13 protein-coding genes and 1 pseudogene are annotated in these 16915 nt (G+C 49.7%); 2 read left to right on the top strand and 12 right to left on the bottom strand.

What is annotated here, in order from left to right:
* Nucleotides 1–84 precede the first annotated feature (84 nt).
* The 9 genes and pseudogenes from ACFFK0_RS08040 to ACFFK0_RS08000 all read right to left on the bottom strand — a co-directional run bounded on the left by ACFFK0_RS08040 (nt 85) and on the right by ACFFK0_RS08000 (nt 10748).
* The gene (locus ACFFK0_RS08040) at nt 85–1419 is read right to left on the bottom strand and encodes an ABC transporter substrate-binding protein (protein WP_377469568.1); all 1335 of its coding nucleotides are present in this window, start codon (nt 1417–1419) and stop codon (nt 85–87) included.
* A 231-nt stretch (nt 1420–1650) separates the two neighbouring features.
* A complete protein-coding gene (locus tag ACFFK0_RS08035) occupies nt 1651–3219 on the bottom strand; it encodes a response regulator transcription factor (RefSeq protein WP_377469567.1) in 1569 nt (522 codons plus the stop codon).
* Nucleotides 3212–4966 (bottom strand): cache domain-containing sensor histidine kinase, encoded by a 1755-nt coding sequence (locus tag ACFFK0_RS08030; RefSeq protein WP_377469566.1) that lies wholly within the window; start codon nt 4964–4966, stop codon nt 3212–3214. Before ACFFK0_RS08030 ends, ACFFK0_RS08035 begins: the two co-directional genes overlap by 8 nt.
* A 131-nt stretch (nt 4967–5097) precedes the next feature.
* Nucleotides 5098–6042 carry an N-acetyl-gamma-glutamyl-phosphate reductase gene (gene argC, locus ACFFK0_RS08025; protein ID WP_377469564.1) on the bottom strand — a complete coding sequence of 315 codons (945 nt, stop codon included), beginning with the start codon at nt 6040–6042 and terminating at the stop codon, nt 5098–5100.
* 179 nt (nt 6043–6221) lie between these two features.
* On the bottom strand, nt 6222–6611 hold the full coding sequence (locus ACFFK0_RS08020; RefSeq protein ID WP_377469563.1) for a carboxymuconolactone decarboxylase family protein: 390 nt from the start codon (nt 6609–6611) through the stop codon (nt 6222–6224).
* A gap of 205 nt (nt 6612–6816) precedes the next feature.
* A pseudogene (locus ACFFK0_RS08015) lies at nt 6817–7309 on the bottom strand (helicase C-terminal domain-containing protein); the annotation flags it as partial.
* Nucleotides 7310–7365: 56 nt separating this feature from the next.
* Nucleotides 7366–8784 carry a M23 family metallopeptidase gene (locus ACFFK0_RS08010; protein WP_377469562.1) on the bottom strand — a complete coding sequence of 473 codons (1419 nt, stop codon included), beginning with the start codon at nt 8782–8784 and terminating at the stop codon, nt 7366–7368.
* A gap of 150 nt (nt 8785–8934) precedes the next feature.
* Entirely contained in the window at nt 8935–9393 is a 459-nt protein-coding gene (locus ACFFK0_RS08005) for a hypothetical protein (RefSeq protein ID WP_377469561.1), read from the bottom strand.
* A 407-nt stretch (nt 9394–9800) separates the two neighbouring features.
* Nucleotides 9801–10748 carry an aldo/keto reductase family protein gene (locus tag ACFFK0_RS08000; RefSeq protein WP_377469560.1) on the bottom strand — a complete coding sequence of 316 codons (948 nt, stop codon included), beginning with the start codon at nt 10746–10748 and terminating at the stop codon, nt 9801–9803.
* A gap of 266 nt (nt 10749–11014) precedes the next feature.
* Here ACFFK0_RS08000 and ACFFK0_RS07995 point away from each other — a divergent pair, with 266 nt between their 5' ends.
* Nucleotides 11015–11884, top strand: coding sequence for an NAD-dependent epimerase/dehydratase family protein (locus ACFFK0_RS07995; protein WP_377469559.1), 870 nt, complete (start codon nt 11015–11017; stop codon nt 11882–11884).
* Between the two features lie 226 nt (nt 11885–12110).
* Here ACFFK0_RS07995 and ACFFK0_RS07990 read toward each other — a convergent pair whose 3' ends face one another.
* From ACFFK0_RS07990 to ACFFK0_RS07980, 3 genes are read right to left on the bottom strand one after another with little or no spacing between them, the layout of a single operon-like run.
* The gene (locus ACFFK0_RS07990) at nt 12111–13352 is read right to left on the bottom strand and encodes a Ger(x)C family spore germination protein (RefSeq protein ID WP_377469557.1); all 1242 of its coding nucleotides are present in this window, start codon (nt 13350–13352) and stop codon (nt 12111–12113) included.
* Nucleotides 13349–14440 carry a GerAB/ArcD/ProY family transporter gene (locus ACFFK0_RS07985; protein ID WP_377469556.1) on the bottom strand — a complete coding sequence of 364 codons (1092 nt, stop codon included), beginning with the start codon at nt 14438–14440 and terminating at the stop codon, nt 13349–13351. Before ACFFK0_RS07985 ends, ACFFK0_RS07990 begins: the two co-directional genes overlap by 4 nt.
* Before the next feature lie 2 nt (nt 14441–14442).
* Nucleotides 14443–15993 (bottom strand): spore germination protein, encoded by a 1551-nt coding sequence (locus tag ACFFK0_RS07980; RefSeq protein WP_377469555.1) that lies wholly within the window; start codon nt 15991–15993, stop codon nt 14443–14445.
* A gap of 191 nt (nt 15994–16184) precedes the next feature.
* Between ACFFK0_RS07980 and ACFFK0_RS07975 the strand changes: the two genes are divergently transcribed.
* Nucleotides 16185–16895 (top strand): YczE/YyaS/YitT family protein, encoded by a 711-nt coding sequence (locus ACFFK0_RS07975; protein ID WP_377469553.1) that lies wholly within the window; start codon nt 16185–16187, stop codon nt 16893–16895.
* Nucleotides 16896–16915 lie beyond the last annotated feature (20 nt).

The raw sequence follows: 16915 nt of genomic DNA, 5'->3' as shown, positions 1-16915 counted from the left end.
TCATGACTCTCTCACCTCTTCCGACTTGCTTAGGTAAAGCGGGAGTCTCGGCTTCAAAGCCGAAGCCTCCCGCACCTCTGTTGATTATTTTTTATTTTTTTCCAGAATTTTCACCGCTTCGCTCTTCAGCGTTGCATAGGCTTGCTGAGGCGTCGTCTTGTTGTACAGGATTTGCTGCTCCAAATCCAGCATCAGCTTTTCGATTTCCGTTGAGCCGGATGGAGGCTGCGGATCCATAGGCGAGCTCGCCTTGGATACCTTATCGATATAATCCGCTGCCACCTTCTGCTCAGGCGTAAATCCGGCTTTGATGGCCTCTCTCACTTTGCCGGCTACCGGCATCCCCCGCTCGGCATTCAGCACTTTATTCGCCTCAACGTTGTTAATAAAGTAACTGATGAATTTGGCCGCTTCTTCCTTGTTCGCCGAGCTGACCGGAATCGAAAAATGATTACCCGGCCGCAAATCCATCGCTTTAGTCGCGTTAGGCCCCGGAAGAGGGATCAGCTTCAATTCTCTGCCCGCCGCCTTGGAAATGCTCGGAAATTGGTTCGTATAGACGATATTTATCGCGGATTTCTTCTTGACGAGATTCGATTCTTCCGGCGATTTGATCGAAAGGATGACATCGATAGGCGGGAGCAATCCCTCTTGGATCCAATTTTTCTTCATCGTATAGAAATCGACGTACGTTTTCTCGTCGAAGCCGATTCCGGTTTGGTCCGCATATTGAACTTGACCGAACTGCCTTGCGTAGTAGGGGAAAGTGAAGTTTTCGCCCAAGAGATCGTCTGCTCCGTAAGCCCCCGTAACCGACTTCAGCTTGGCCAAATCTTTCCCTAGCTCCTCCCACGAAGCATATCCGTTCTCCGGAATGGTCAAGCCTGCCTTTTGGTACATTTCGGGGTCTACTGCCATGGCTTTCGCGTTCACGCCAAGCGGGATTCCGTACAGCTTGCCGCCAAGCTTGCCGGTAGACAGCGCACTTTCGCTAACATCGCTGACATCGATCAGCTTCTTCGCTACCAGATCGTCAAGCGGAGCAATCAAATTTTTGTCCATGAACTGCTGCGTGTCTCCCGAACCTACGTAGAATTGCAGCACGTCAGGCATATTGTTGGTAGCGGCTTGCAGCGTAAACTTCTGCCAATAGCCGTCAAAGCCCTGAAATTCGGGCTGGAATGTCACGTGGGGATTTTCCTTCTTATACATCTCCAGCACTTTATTCGTAGCATCGTGTCTCGGCTGGGAACCCCACCAAAATACGCGTAAATTCGCCGGTTTGTTGCCCCCTGCCGTGTCCGTCGTCCCCGAAGACGGCGCGGGCGAACCGGTGTCCGGGGTTCCCCCTGCACAGCCCGCAAGAGCCAGCGCTGCTGCCAAGCTAACGATTATCGGCGGTATGGCTTTATATCTCATCTAGTAACCCTCCTGTACTGTTCCATTCCCAATCGTTGGCGACCGATTGCTTGCTCCCGGGCCCTGGAAACGTTAATCGGCTTGTTCTCATCGTACCTCTACAGAGCTTCGGGAACAATGGAATAACTCGATGACCTCCATGAAAAAAATCGACTTTTTGCCGTGCAAAAAAAAGACTGCCGGAGCCGGCAGCCTGCGATCTATTATGAACTTCAGCATTTCTGCAGCGTTTCATGCGAACCCTCTTTCATCATAATTCCGCTTATATTCGGAAGGCGTGAAGCCCGTATATTTTTTAAACACTTTGCTGAAGTACTGCGTATCTTCCCGAAACCCTGTCAATTTGGATATCTCGTAAATTTTCATTTCCCCATCTTGTTCGATCAAGCCGATTGCCTTCTCCATTCTACGCTCCAGAACATATTGCGAAAATTTCACACCGGTCTCTCTGGAAAATAATCTGCCCAAATAATCTACGTTCACATAGAGAAGCTCTTTTCCGATCCAGGTTAGCGACAGGTCAGGATTGGCAAGATGTTCGTCGATGATGCGAAGCACGGACGAAATCATTCTGTTTTGTTGATTGGACGATTCCTGATAATTCGATAAGGCGACTTCTTCCGCTACCGTACGCAGGAACGCAAGCGTAGCATGCAGCGTATCCAATTCTTGAAATTTGACGACTTGGAACAGCTTTTCCGCCGCCGGAGCCTGCTGTCCTTGACGAATGACGATCATATACAATTCCATGCAGTGCGACTTCACCTCGTTGATCTCCATCCGATGTTCCTCAAAGAGGTTGAACAACGACTGAAGCCTATAGGTGACATCGCTCACATCCCCCGCCTTCACCGATGAAGCGATGGCTTCAAAGATCGCGTTGAAATCGACCTGCCACGCTGCCTTCTCATAATCCTGGACATCTTCCCGGGTGAGAATGCATCCTTCTGAAAAATAGAACCGATACCGTAAAATATCATGAACCTCTCTATACAACCTCCGGATATCCTTGAAGCCCCCGACACCGCTGACGCCGATAAATAGTTCGAGCTTATAATAGGACTTATATATATTTCTAACCTCATCTAGCAGGTTTGCAAGCTCGCGGAACTCCATGCTTTGCCCGAGGAGCAGCACGCTTTCTTCAACAACGGTGCTCAAATACAGCCGGTCCGAAGTAAATAGATCTTCGGCAATATTTTTCAAAGCGAACCTCTCCAAGTAACCGCAGCGGTCGCCAAACTGTACGAGCACAAGCTGAAACGATTGCACGCTGATTTGAAACATTCCCATAAATTCTTCAAAATCCCGCTGATTATAGGCGCCGGTCAGCGCGATATCCCTAAGAAACTGTTCCTTCACCTGCGGCAGCACGCGATGGAAATTGTGATTCAGCTTGATGAAGAACTCCCGCTCCTTGCTGGCACTCGCAATCTCCCGCTTGATTTCGCTCAAGATCTCGATAATTTGGAGCTCGTTACAAGGTTTAAGCAAATAATGCTTGATGCCGTAACGCATCGCTTCGCTCATATACTCATACTCGTCGTAGCCGGAAACAACGACAAATACGGTGTCGCTCCGGATTTCTTTCACCTTGCCGATCAGCTCAAGACCGCTCATCATGGGCATCTTGATGTCGGTGATAATAATATCCGGCTGTTCGGCTTCCACCCGCTGCAGAGCTTCGAATCCGTTCTTGGCAGCTCCCACTAAGTGCAGACCGTGGTCTTCCCAATGGATTAAGCTGGCTATGCTGTCTCTGGATAGCTTCTCGTCATCAACCAAAAGAACTTTATACATTCGTCTCTCCCACTTTCGGAAGCTTGATGGTAACCTGCGTTCCTTGCCCTAACGAACTATGGAAGCGAAGTCCCGCCGACTCGCCGAACATCAGCTGCAGGCGTTCATGAATATTCTTCAATCCGATTCCCGATCCCTTGGATGGAATCGTAAACGCTCTTAATTGTTCCAAGGCTGCCTCATCCATGCCGGGACCGTTGTCCGCAACAGTAATTTCTATAGATTCATCCCCTGTAACGGCAGTGACCGTTATCGTACAGTCTCCCAGCATATTTTCCAAGCCATGGATGATCGCATTCTCAACGATGGGCTGCAAGGACATCTTGGGAATCCGGTACGAATGGATGCGCTCGTCCATATCGAGTACAAAGTGCAGCTCGCTCTCAAATCTCATCTGTTGAATATGCATATAATCTTGGAGCAAGCCTATCTCTTCACCGATGCTTATGACGTGCACCTGATTGCCGATCGCATTGCGCAGCAATCTGCTGAGGGCTTCCACCATACCGGAAATAGCCCCTTGCCCGTTGACCCGAGCCATCCAATTGATTGAAGTCAGTGTGTTGTATAAGAAATGGGGATTAATTTGCGCCTGCAGCGCCCTGTACTCCGTATCTTTTAACATCAATTGCCGGGTATAGTTCTCCTCGATTAAAGAGTCTATTCTTTGGATCATAATGAGAAACCGTTTTTGCAAATACCCGACTTCATCGGACCGGTCCGTCTCCGGCGCCCCTGTAACAATCTTGTCGAAATCGCCTCTTTCCGCGTGCTTCATCTGGAGCGTCAACCGTTCGATCGGCTTCGTAATGCCTCGGGCCAACCAGTAAGCGACCGCTACAACGGTAACAAGTAAAAAAATGACAACAACGAGAAGCGCAAAGCGCAAATCATTCTTTTTCTTGAAAATATCGTCATAGGATAAGACACTGTAATACGTCCATCCTGTTTCTTTCGAAGTCGTGTATGCGATAAAACGGCTCGTCCCCTCGATTTCTTGGATTTGGTACCCTTGGCTCGAGCCTATGATCGAGCTTCCCGGCTGAAACCGGCTATCAGGTGCATAAATCGGTTGATTGCGCTTCCATAAATACAGCTCCCCGCCATCCGTGGTGAACGCTTGATGCTGCCGTACGACCGATTCCAAATTCACCTGAAACATTAGCGTACCGAGAGGCTCCAGCATATTCGCACCGGTTGAGCGGATTTCTCTTGCAGCCAGCAAGTAAGGGTGCCCGGCATCCGGCTCTACCCACACAATCGCCCCTTTCGCTTCCCTCGCTTGCGCTACCGCCTCCTCCTTCCTGCTCTCCTCCGGTATTTGTGCGCTTTGGCCCACCATCAGATCATACCCGAAATCAGTAACGAATCGGATCGAGGAGATATGCTTTTCCGTCAGCATATATACAAATATTTTATTTTTGAAATCCGTTAATACCTGCGCACGGTCGTATTCATTGGTCATTTCTCTAGCTTTCGTTAGCTGATCCTGAATTCGCGCGTCCGCTGCGATGGTCAGCGAAAGCTTTTCAATATTACGGATTTCGTTCTCAATATCGCCGATTGAATTATTGATCGTTCGAGCGGATTGACTGTATAACATGTCATCGTACGACCGGAAAATGAATTGCAAGCAAATCACGACTACGGCGCAAAAGCAAAGGATCAACATCATCATGACGATCATCAGCTTATGCTTGATCTTCATGTCCTTGAGCGCAATTCGATGAAACCGGCCTGCAGCCAAGTTGCCCTCCTCCTTCAGGGTAGCGGGAATAGACACTGTCCACGAGCGGTCAGTGTCTATTCCAGAATATACGAAGATGAAGCCGATTCCCATAAAATAATTCGAGGTTTGTTATGTATTTTTCCGACTTGTTACTGGAGTCCGGTACTTTCGTCAAAGCCAAGCATGATGTTCATATTTTGTATCGCTGCCCCCGAGGCGCCTTTGCCTAAATTATCAAATCTGGAAACCAGCAAAATCTGCTCATTATGACCAAATACAAAAATATCTACGTTATTTGTATCATTGCATTGCATCAGATTGAAATAGCCTTCTTCGAGATAAGCCTCAGAGTCGTAGGGGATCACTCGAACAAAACGCTCATCTTCGTAATACGCGGCAAGAAGCTCCTGAACCTCCCTTGCCGTTACGTTCTTCGTAAACAGCCTAGGAAAGAGAGGAATACAAACTGCATCACCCTTATAGTAGTTGCCGACGATTGGGGTGAACAGCGGCGCCGAGCTTAACCCGGAATACAGCTGCATTTCCGGAAGATGCTTATGGTTAAGGTGAAGGGCATATGGTCTTGGCGCAAATAATTGTTCTCGATTTGAGTTCTGATACTCGGCTATAAGCTTCTTCCCTCCGCCGCTATATCCCGTAAGCGCATAACAAGTCGAAGGATAATCTCCCGGTATAACTCCTTCTGCGATCAATGGCTGTATAGCCAAAATAAATCCTGTCGCATGACAGCCTGGGACAGACACCCTGGAGGAATGTTGGATTTTGCTTCTTTGATTTTTATTCAGTTCCGGTAACCCGTAGCTCCACTCCGGATGGGTCCTAAACGCCGTACTGGCATCTAAGATTTTGGTCTTATTGTTACTTAGCATAGATACGGCTTCCCTTGAAGCGGAATCCGGAAGGCAAAGAAATACGAGATCTGCTTCATTGATTAAAGCTTTGCGGGCTTCGTAATCTTTTCGCTTCTCCGGCTCGATTGTAAGTACTTCTATGTTAGAAATCTTGGATAAGTAGTCATGTATTTGTAAGCCTGTTGTCCCTTCCTGACCGTCCACAAATATGGTATATGTCATGGTTCCACTCCTCGCACCAGTCTTTATGTATAATTATACATTATAACGTATATATATTCAATTAATGGCATGTTGTTCTTCTGACCAATCCGGTGCATAAAAAAGAGACCCGCTGCAACAAGCCGCGGACCTCCGTAATCGAATCGCATAAAGCTCACGATTTCTCGGACACTTGTAAGTTAACAAAAGCACTCAGGCCCGGGTTGAGGACGCTTCTCTTCCGCTTCCGAATGCTTCTCGCAGTTGTCTTCATAAGAGAGTAGAGCATGCGTTGCATGGGAAAGGATTGCCCCTGCTCGGGTAGATGCCGCCACAAGAACAGCCTCCAGGATTTCCTCCTGCGTTCCGCCAAGCTCTTTATATTTCCTGACATGCACGTCAATGCAGTAAGGGCAGCCTGTTACATGTGCAACGGCGATAGCTATTAATTCTTTCATCTTGACCGGTACCGCTCCTTGGTCATGAAATACGTCACGCTCAAAAGCCAAAAACGATTTGGAAGCTCCCGGAGCGAGCTTGATCAGTTCGGGGATCTTGTTTAAGTTCGACCTTAGATAATATTGTTCCATCTGAATAACCTCCCGCGATATTGAGTTGTTGATGACGTCATTTTACCAACACGCGGAAGGATAATCCGTGATAAAGTCACACAACGGTTATAACGCCTGAATCGACGCTATGCGGTTATCTGTCCATAATATCCTTAAACAATTGATCCCTTTCCTCGCACTTGCCTTGATTGGTTTATAGTACAAACCGTATTCACTATAAATTTCATAGCGGCAATATCGTAGAATCCCGCCATTCTTCCGGCAGCAAGCGCTGATACTTTGGCTGCAGGTAGCGGTCGTCAATGAGCAGCAGCACGCCGCGGTCCGTTTTCGATCGAATCAGACGTCCTCCCGCCTGTTGCACTTTGTTCATCCCCGGGTAGACATACGCGTAATCGTAGCCATTTTTTCCAACATGGTCCATATACGTCTTGATCAAATTCCTCTCCGGTCCAAGCTGCGGCAGGCCGACTCTAACAACGACAACTCCTGTCAAGCAGTCTCCGACAAGGTCGATGCCTTCCGAAAATATGCCGCCCAATATGGCAAAGCCGATTAACGTCCCGGCTCCGCTCACGGTCTTGATAACGCGTCGACCAAGGCTGAATGAAAACCTCGAGCTGCTCTTTGGAAAACGGTGTAGGCACCGAGATCGAGTAATCCTCCTCCCCCGCTCCAAGCACGTCCATGTAGTATGCTAACGGAGAAAGCGTCGCCGGCGGCCGGAGACAGAAAGAAACACCGGCCCTCAAGAGAGCGGGTGTTCCTATCGTCACTTGGCCTTCAACCACTGAAACGGCGTCGTATTGAAAAAAAGGTTCGGGTTGACCGGTACATTGTGCGCCCAAAAAGTGAAGTGCAGATGCGGACCCGTCGAGAAGCCGGTGGTGCCTACGAGGCCGATGATATCGCCCTGCTTCACTCGATCCCCTGCTTTGACCCGCAGCTCGGAGAGATGAGCATACTGCGAGAACAGCCCCATGCCATGGTCGATATAGATGGAATTTCCGGTAAGATACAGACTGTCGGCCAGTGCGACGACACCGTCGTTCGCTGCCTTGATCGGTGTGCCTTCCTTCGCAGCCAGATCAATGGCCGTATGGGAGCTGTCGTATTTCCCGTTCACATACCGGGTGTAGCCATAAGGCGTCGTTAAAATCCCTTCAACCGGCTGAACAAACGGGCCTTTAAACAGAAACTCCGGCGCCGACTTGCTTCGCGCAAGATCGATTTTCTTCTGATCCGCCTGAATGCGCTGCGTATCCTGACGCATACTCTCCATTTGCCGGGTTACTTTCAGCTGCTGCGTCTCGAACGTCTTCGCTTCAATCGTCAGCGTCCGGTCGCCGATCGGATACTTCCCCGGCTTGGTCGCCATCGTGATCGGAAGGTAAGTGAAGTAGCCGTCTCCATAGGGCTGCAACGTATAGGCTTTCCCCAACCACTCGACCGTTCCGGGCTTGCTATGGCGAACAAGCACGACATCTCCAGGCGCGGAGGTTTCCGGCAGCAGTGTCCAATCCGAGCGGAATACGTCTTTCGCGATATCGGCTGATGCGTATAAAGCCGCCTCCTGTCTTATTCGCTGGAGCCGCTCCTTCTCTTCCTTCATGGTTGCGCGAATGGCAGGCGTGACTTCAGTGCTCCAGGTCTCTCCCCCATCGGCCGTCACCAGGATCGGGGGCTGCAGCTCCTTTGTATCCTCGATAAGTGCCCACCCGATGCGGTCCGTCAGGAACTGAAACTGCTTTACTGGAAACGCTATCGATCCGACCGTTACTGTACTAGGCTGTGGCTGCTTACTCAGGTCAAGCAATCCGAATGCCGCTGCAGCCGCGGCGGCATCGTTCGCAGCCGGCTCGTTAGGCAGGCTTGCCTCCGTCTCCTGCCAGTGCACGCCCCCATCCTCCGTCTTCACCACACCGTCCGTATATCTCAGCCAGCCGCGGTCAAAATCCAGCATGCGAAAATCGAGCGCATGCCGATGAATCGGCTCCTCCGCTTGCCCGACCACGGCATCCGCAAGCTGTGCCTCATTTTGCTGAAGTGCCGGCGTCAAATGAAACGGTTGTCTTCCGAAGTACAAGACGCCGAAGGCCGCCAGGGAGCAGATGCTTACAAGCAGAATCCAATATTTCGGCGAGTGCAGAAGCGAAGCTCGGCGCTCGTGACGCATCTTACGCGGTTTCATCCAGACCTCTCCCATTCGCGGATAAGTGAATAGACAGACTATGACTTTATGATATCACATTACCTGCCTAGCGCGGCTCAGTAGTTACATGCGATCTCTCTGGTTGCCTTGGTCCGAACAGCTCCCTTCACAGAAAGATTCATACTTTACTTAGGGCATTTTCATGGTTCTCCAAGGCGATCCGGAATCGTACTCCGTGATTAGCCAGCCCGTCTCCCTCTTTTCGATAGTAACTTTGTCAGCGTAGGTTTGTTCGGTACCGTATCCATCTAAAGCTATAACTGCAACTTCAGCCCTTCTTTTGTTTATGCCTCTCCAATGTATGTTTCTTAAATCATATCTCTTGATTTCGCCATACCAATGTCGATCGTCATTTAATAAGCTGTGTGCCAATCCTGCCTTGCCTTCATTCGTCAAAACCGGATCTTGAGCATATTTGCTGAAATCGGTGTACTTATACATATTTGTATAGTCTTGATCAATAAATGTACCGTAGAACCCTTCAATTACTGGAACTATGTATTTATTATCCATACTCTTAACCCAAAAGATCGCTACAATAGTTACAACTATCAATACACTCGATATGGAGTAAACCTTTATTTTCATAGCTTCCCTCCCCTGCACAATGTAAGACTCAAGATATGTAAAAATGTTGCAGAGGAATGCCGTTGAAGGAATGGCCTTGTCATTTTTCTGCGGGGGCATGGCGTGGATATTGCGGTTCGTTAGCGGTTTTGGAGGGCCTTATTTTACCGCTATCATACTTTTCATTCAATATAGCGGACTTTGGCGGCGCTATCGAATCCAATTGATGAAATTTGGCTTGATTTTTACCGAATCATGGAAAATAACGCCCTGAAAATCCGCTAAACTTGGTGGACATCAAGTCTCGAGCAAAATAACGGTTTCGGAAACCGTTATGGCCCGCAAGGTTTCCGCATAGCACTTTAAAACAACGCAAAAATGACGCCAAAGAGGTCATCCTTCGCGCCATCATGTGATTACATCGCGATTCACTTCGTCTCACCAATCACACTCTCAATACGCTCCAGCACTTCCGGCTGCAGCACAATCCCCGAAGCTTTTGCGTTCTCCTCCACCTGCTCCGGACGGCTCGCACCGATCAAAGCGCTGGCGACGTTCGGCTGGCGAAGGATCCAGGCGAGAGCAAGCTGGCCGACGGAGATGCCTAGCTCATCCGCAATGCCCGATAATTGGTTTACTTTCTCGATCTTCTCGGCCGTAATATTTTTACGCATGCCTTCCTTCTTGGCGGCACGGCTATCTTGCGGAATGTCGGTTACGGACTTGTATTTACCGCTGAGCAGCCCCTGGGCGAGCGGAGAAAACACGACTTGCCCGATCCCCTTGGACTGTCCGAGCGGAATGATCTCCTTCTCGATATATCGGTTAAACATATTGTACACAGGCTGATTAACCACGATGCGGTCCAGCAAGTATTTGTCTGCTACGGCTAGCGCTTCGGTCATCTGCGCGGCTGTCCACTCGCTAACTCCGACATAGAGGACTTTTCCCTGACGCACCAGATCGTCAATCGTTCTGAGTGTCTCCTCGATCGGGGTTTCCGGGTCGAAGCGATGGCAGTAATAAATGTCGACGTAATCCGTTCCCAGCCGTTTCAAGCTGGCGTGGCACTGCTCCATCACGTGCTTGCGGGACAATCCGCGGTCGTTGGGACCGTCGCCCATCTGCCCAAACACCTTGGTCGCCAGCACATAGGAATCCCGGGGATATTGCTTAAGCGCTTCCCCTACTACGACCTCAGCGGCTCCGCGCTCATACACATTGGCCGTATCGAAGAAGTTGATGCCAAGCTCGTACGCCTTGTGAATCGATGTAACCGCGTTATCCTGCTCCACGTAGCCACCGTAGGTGAGCCAGCTGCCTAAGCTAATCTCACTGACCTTCAAGCCTGTCCTGCCTAATTTGCGGTATTGCATATGCTTAACCTCCTGGATGATTAGTATGGGAACCCGGCGGATTTATTCAGAAAACTCGTGTCAAATCTCTCTCATTATAGAATCAAATACAAAATCATGTAAGAACTGAGTTAAATATGAGTTGCTTTCCTCCAGTTCAGTACATTGCATTTATGTAATTTCATTAACATTTTTTCACTACTTTCCATACGAGAGAACAAGAGGTAGTATCTTACTATCTGCCAGTTGAGGCAGTGATTCCATTCGTTCACGTCGGAGGAGATACTTTGAAAGAGACTAAACGAATTATTATTACCGGCGGCAGCGGGAAAGCCGGCCGATGGATTGTTAAAGAATTTATCGAGCAAGGGTACGAAGTATTGAACCTTGATTCCCGCATGCCGGACAAGCCTGAATGCCCGACGCTCATCGTTGATTTGAATGACAGCGGGCAGGTTCATAACGCCTTGTCTGCACATGCGCTGCGCGACCGCACGCCGGTGGAAGCGGTTGTTCATTTTGCTGCTATTCCGGTTGCATTCCGTTATCCGAACGATGTGACATTCCGCAACAACGTCATGAGCACCTACAACATCCTGGAAGCTGCCGCCAACTTCGGCATCAAGAAGGCCGTGATCGCGTCCAGCGAATCGTCTTACGGGATCGTATTTGCCCAACATTTTTTCGCACCCCGGTATGTGCCGATCGACGAAAAGCATCCTCAGCTGCCCGAGGACAGCTACGGTCTATCCAAGGTCGTGAACGAAGTCACCGCGGAGGCGTTCCATCGGCGGACCGGTATGCAAGTGGTTTCATTCCGGCTCGGCAACATCTTGGATCCGGACGATTATGAACGGGTGAAGAGCGGTTTTGCCCGGCCGGAAGAAAGAGCCCGGATCCTATGGTCTTATATTGATGCTCGCGACGTAGCGTCAGCATGCCGTCTGGCTGTCGAACGTGAAGGCTTGGGGGCAGTACCGCTAATTTTGGCGGCGGACGATACGTCGTCGGACATTCCGTCACAAGAGCTGATCGAGCGTTACATGCCGGGAGTTGAAAGAAGGGACGCATTGGACGGTCGTCGGTCGTTCCTTGATAACAGCCAGGTCAAGCGTGTGCTTGGTTGGGAGCAGAAATTCCGCATTATGGAACAATAAATCCGCCCGACGCGAGCGATGACGTTTAACAATGGGGCGAGCACATGTCTTTCGTGTCTGCCCCATTGTACAGTTTACTTAACAACGAACACGGTCAGCGGCAGGAAGCTCGCGGATAATAAGTAAATAAACACTCCCCCTAATTTGTTGCCTCCCTTCCATTCTTTTAGCCCAAAATTTATCGTGTAAACCGTCAAGAAAAGCGCTAAGCCTATAAAAAACAATTTCATTCGGATCCAGCCCCCACCTCAACCTGCGGTGAATCTATTTGCTTGCCGAAGCTTTCCAGCTTCATATCGAACTGAATCTTTACATCCGCTTTCGGAAACTGCTTACTCCAATCATACGCTTCGAATTGTTCTCTCGTCCAAAACTCGTGTCTGGCGCTTAAATTCCAGAGGAACGGGTCCCCCTTGAACTCACGCTGACATTTCTTCACAAGCTCCATCATGTCCTTATTCAGCTCCTGCTGAATACTTTCAGTCAGCAGCTCTTGTTTCTGCGTGTCCAGTGCATAATTCACAAAGCTGGGAATCGACAGGAGCTGCAGCCTGAGAGGAACGGTTACTTGAATAGCTGCAGGCTCCTTCGTCACGTCGACTTTCACTTTCGTGTTACCGCTCTTAATCATTCGGACGGACACTTGATACCGGTCATCCACCGGATCGGGAAGTGTCGAAATAAAGGAATGGGCCAGCGATCTGTGCCGAAGCAGCAATACATATCTGGTTTCCTCGCCGGTGAGCATACCGATCATTCGCCCCCCCTTGAAAACCGCGGAGCCGATTAATTGAGTAGGATCTCCGCTTTCTTGAGGAAAGTTGCCCGCCAAGTAATCATCCTCGTTTTTTTTCGGCTTTTGATTGTTCTTTTCCGTAGTAGCGAGAATCGACAAAAACAGCGTATCTTCGGTTAGACGCGTAAAATAACGATTCAGCGTGGAATACGGAACAAGGCCCGTATCCCTCCATCTCTCCTGCATAAAGGCGAAATACTTGTGCGGACGGGTTTCCAGCTTCGGCTTGTTTTTGTGTATAAACTCACTGGCATTTTCTTTGGATACAATGAGATGGACTTCGCGGCGCATTTCCGGATCCCTCATGGAGGTACTTAGAATGCGATGGAACAAGGCATCTTTAGCGAACTCCTGGCAGACGACCAAGGTTCTTAAATGTGCAAAGCTGATTTTACGTGTGACTACAGCGTTTGCCATTTCTTTGGCTGATAAAATATCCGGGGTGGTAAACGAAATCGTATCGCTGGACGGTTCGTTCGGCGCACTTCCCGTATCGCTGGAGCCTACCTGCGGATTCGCGATCTGAAACGTAACCTTGACCAAACCGTCTCCTGCTTTATCCAAACCGAGAACGACCGTATAAGCTTGCTCTTCGAGCTCCAGCTTGTCCCAACAGCCCATCAGTATCGTGGAAAGGAACGCAATCGGCAGCAGCGGCTTCATCCACTTCATGCGATCCTCCTCCGCTTCCACTTATCCAGCGCCCATAGAACGAACGGGAATATTATGTACATCAAGGAGATCCCTTGAATCAACATCCCTCGGTATATGTCGACCTTGCTGATGTTTTCCGGCAGCATTCCCATCAAGACGACAAGGCCCGTAAGAGGCATAATCAAGGGCTTAAATTGCTCAATTCGCATAGTACGGGCAAAGAAGAAGGCAATTACATGTAAGTAAACGGCAAAATGAACGACAGCGCTGATCAACCAGAAGAAGAGGAAAACCGATTCGACATGGATGAACGCCTGACCGATCTGTACGGTTCGTGTCAACTGTTGAAACGGATAGGCTAAATCCACAACCGTCGGATAATCAAAAACAGCAATATATAGAGCCGTTGCCAAAACCATGTTCAACACCGACAGGCCATACCCGGCGACAGAGGCCATGCGGAAGTTTTTGGCGGTTCGAACATACGGGATCAAAGCGGCCAAGAAAAACATTTCTCCAAAGAGGGAAGTGTGGAATACGCTTTCCTTTACAAGCTTATACATCCCCGGGCCTGCAACCGGAGCCAGATGCTGCCAATCGGCTGTCCGCCAAACAATAAAGATCAACAGGAAAAACAGAGCGTAAACATACGGAAGTACAATCCAAGCCACTCTGCCGATCGTTTCCAAGCCGCGGCTCGCCACATAGCAGGCCGACGCCATCAATAAGAGGAAAAGTACGGGAAGCGGAGTCCTTTGGTAAACCATGACATTAACGATATCCACATAGCTGCGGCCGTTAACGGCGGTAACCATCAGAATGATGACAAACAGCAGGAAGCTGATGACAAAGCCTGCATATTTGCCGGTCAGTTCAAAAATTAAATCGATAACTCCCTTACCCGGATTATTATGAAGAACGGACAGCAGTACAAAAAAGGCTGCAGCAAATATAAGGCCGGAGAGGAGCGGAACCATCCAAGCGGCATTTCCCCCGGCCCGAAAAAGAAAAGTCGGCGTCGTATCCGTTATTTTCAAGCCGATTGTCAGCAATACAATCGAACCGAATTCTCTTGTTCCGCTTTTCCCATCCGACAATTTGATCATGGTTATGAATTTCCTTTCGGCTTTTGGCTTCGCTCCGGATCTTGCGGATTCATATTTTGCGGACGGAGCCATTGCTTCCTGATTGGCGGGCGAATAATCAAGTCCTTGGACGAGCGGAAATGCGGCGACAGCGGCGATAAGAAAGGGACGCCGTACGATTCGAACGACGCCATGTAAGCTATCACACAGGTCAGCGTAAGGGCAATCCCGTAAAACCCCATAAAATTAGCGGATAGGAGCATGAAAAATCGCATAATCCGAACAACGAAGTTAAAGCTGATCTCGGGTATGGCAAAGGAAGACAAACCTGTCATCGCCACGATAATGACCAAAATCGGACTGATGATATTGGCCTCAACCGCAGCCTGACCAAGGATAAGGGCGCCGACGATACCAATCGTAGGTCCGATCGCCCGTGGAATGCGAATCCCCGCCTCTCTCACTAGCTCAAAGGTAACCTCCATAATCATCACCTCAAGAAAAGCAGGAAAGGGCACTCTCTCTCGAGTCGAGGCGATAGCGAGCAGCAAGTCCGTCGGCAGCATTTCCTCATGATAAGTACTCACCGCAAGGTAGAGCGAAGGAGTCATTAAGGCAACGAAAACGGCCATGATCCGGATAACCCGGATGAAGATCCCGTAAGCCCACCGGAGATGCATATCTTCGGAAGTATGAAACAATGCCCAAAAAGTAACGGGCAGCACCATGGCCAAGGGGGAATTATCCATGAGGAGCACGACATGGCCTTCATGCAGAAAGGAACAAGCCCGGTCCGGCCGCTCGGTTAATAATGAAGCGGGAAGGAGGGAATATTGCCTTTCTTCGATAAACTGCTCCAGCAAAGATATGCTCTGCACCAAATCGCTGTTGGTTTGCCGGAGCTTGTCCTTTATCTTCTCGACAAGCGCCGGGTCGGCTACTTCCTTGAGATATAAGATGCTTACTTCTCTAAGACTCTTATCCCCGATGTTGACGACCTCTGTCATCAAGCGTACGTCTTTGATTTGTTTGCGGATCAAGGAACGGTTGGCGGCCGCGGATTCGATGAACGATTCCTTCGGGCCCTTCAGCACATTCTCGTTGGTCGGCTCCGAAATCGCACGGGATTCAAAGCCCGGTGTCTCGATCGATAATGCTTCGGAATGACCTTGAATACAAATAATCGTATTCCCTTTAAGCAGATCACGTATGATTTCATCAAACAAGCTGGCCTTTTGTCCCCCGGCTGTGGACAAAATTCTTTTCATCAACTCGGATAAAATACCGTCCGGTGCCGGCTCCGGCGTGATCCCGGTTTGCGCCATGATCGGCTCCAGGATATGTTCTTCCAGTGTCTTGGTATCGGCGGCTCCCTCTAAAAACAGTATCGTTCCTTCCCTGCCGATAAACGGAATAAACACGTCACGCACGATAAGCGCTTTATTCTGCGGATAAGAAAACTCATCTTTAATCCGATTCACATTAGCGTTCAAATCATTCGAGAGACGATTGCTGTCATTCGTGGAGTTGCTCATATTCACGTTGGTTTTTTTGAGGAACCATTTTACGTCCATATCGCCTCCACCTTTCTCAACGTTCCCCGGTATAGTTTTTTCCAAAATGGCTATTTTTATGTGGCGCTCCCAGTTCGGCAGCGGGCCATGGATACGCGGCAGATTGCAGGTATAATTAACAAGCTTGTTCGATACATTGGTAAGGAACTGCGGCAAGGACCATTCCTGAGGAGAGGAAGTAGACGAACGGGATGAAATCGGCATTACGCGCAATAACCGCAAAATCAGCTCCAGCCCTCAATGACGCCCCTCGCCAGTCAGTCCGCTCCCGGAACGGAAGCGTTCTGCTGATCATCGGGCGAACCTTCGTTTTTCTGTTTGGCTTGGCGATGATGGCCTACGGCATCGTCCTGCTCGTCCAGGCGAAATTCGGTGCAGCCCCGTGGGACGTCATGCATTTGGGGGTCGTGCGGTGGACAGGCTTATCGTTCGGTCGTGTCCGGCAGGCCGTCGGTCTCATCGTCGTCGTCGTCGGCTGCCTCATGCTGCTCAAGTGGCCGACAATTGGCATGATCGCCAACATGGTGCTGGTCGGAGAATTTTGCAACTGGTTTACGGTGCTTCACCTCGTTCCTTCCCCAACCGATTTGACTACTCGCATCTTGTCCTTCGCCGCCGGCATGGTCATCTGGGGGTTCGGCACGGGTGTATATATTCAATCCGGACTGGGCGCGGGACCGCGCGACCTTCTCATGTTAGCCATTCATGCGAGGACCAGGTGGCCGATCCGCTGGGTTCGCTCCATGATTGAAGTAGCTGCCGTTCTAATCGGTATTGCCCTCGGCGGTCCGTTCGCTATCGGCACGATCGTCTATTCGCTGGCAATCGGACACATTACCGAGTATGGCATGAAGCTGTCCCGCTTCTTCCTCCGCCCATTAACGGAGGGGAAAGAAATTTAGCGTGATGTTAAAAAAAGCCT

This window comes from Paenibacillus chartarius (genome assembly GCF_042432825.1).
In the GTDB taxonomy this organism is placed as follows: domain Bacteria; phylum Bacillota; class Bacilli; order Paenibacillales; family NBRC-103111; genus Gordoniibacillus; species Gordoniibacillus chartarius.
This window is presented reverse-complemented; position numbering and strand designations above follow the sequence as displayed.

What these genes read in the sequence shown, in the direction of transcription:
- ACFFK0_RS08040 (WP_377469568.1), bottom strand. Translation starts at nt 1,419, where the DNA reads ATGAGATATAAAGCCATACCGCCGATAATCGTTAGCTTGGCAGCAGCG.
- ACFFK0_RS07980 (WP_377469555.1), bottom strand. Translation starts at nt 15,993, where the DNA reads ATGGACGTAAAATGGTTCCTCAAAAAAACCAACGTGAATATGAGCAAC.
- ACFFK0_RS07985 (WP_377469556.1), bottom strand. Translation starts at nt 14,440, where the DNA reads ATGATCAAATTGTCGGATGGGAAAAGCGGAACAAGAGAATTCGGTTCG.
- ACFFK0_RS08005 (WP_377469561.1), bottom strand. Translation starts at nt 9,393, where the DNA reads ATGAAAATAAAGGTTTACTCCATATCGAGTGTATTGATAGTTGTAACT.
- ACFFK0_RS07990 (WP_377469557.1), bottom strand. Translation starts at nt 13,352, where the DNA reads ATGAAGTGGATGAAGCCGCTGCTGCCGATTGCGTTCCTTTCCACGATA.
- ACFFK0_RS08035 (WP_377469567.1), bottom strand. Translation starts at nt 3,219, where the DNA reads ATGTATAAAGTTCTTTTGGTTGATGACGAGAAGCTATCCAGAGACAGC.
- ACFFK0_RS08000 (WP_377469560.1), bottom strand. Translation starts at nt 10,748, where the DNA reads ATGCAATACCGCAAATTAGGCAGGACAGGCTTGAAGGTCAGTGAGATT.
- ACFFK0_RS07975 (WP_377469553.1), top strand. Translation starts at nt 16,185, where the DNA reads ATGAAATCGGCATTACGCGCAATAACCGCAAAATCAGCTCCAGCCCTC.
- ACFFK0_RS08020 (WP_377469563.1), bottom strand. Translation starts at nt 6,611, where the DNA reads ATGGAACAATATTATCTAAGGTCGAACTTAAACAAGATCCCCGAACTG.
- argC (WP_377469564.1), bottom strand. Translation starts at nt 6,042, where the DNA reads ATGACATATACCATATTTGTGGACGGTCAGGAAGGGACAACAGGCTTA.
- ACFFK0_RS08010 (WP_377469562.1), bottom strand. Translation starts at nt 8,784, where the DNA reads ATGAAACCGCGTAAGATGCGTCACGAGCGCCGAGCTTCGCTTCTGCAC.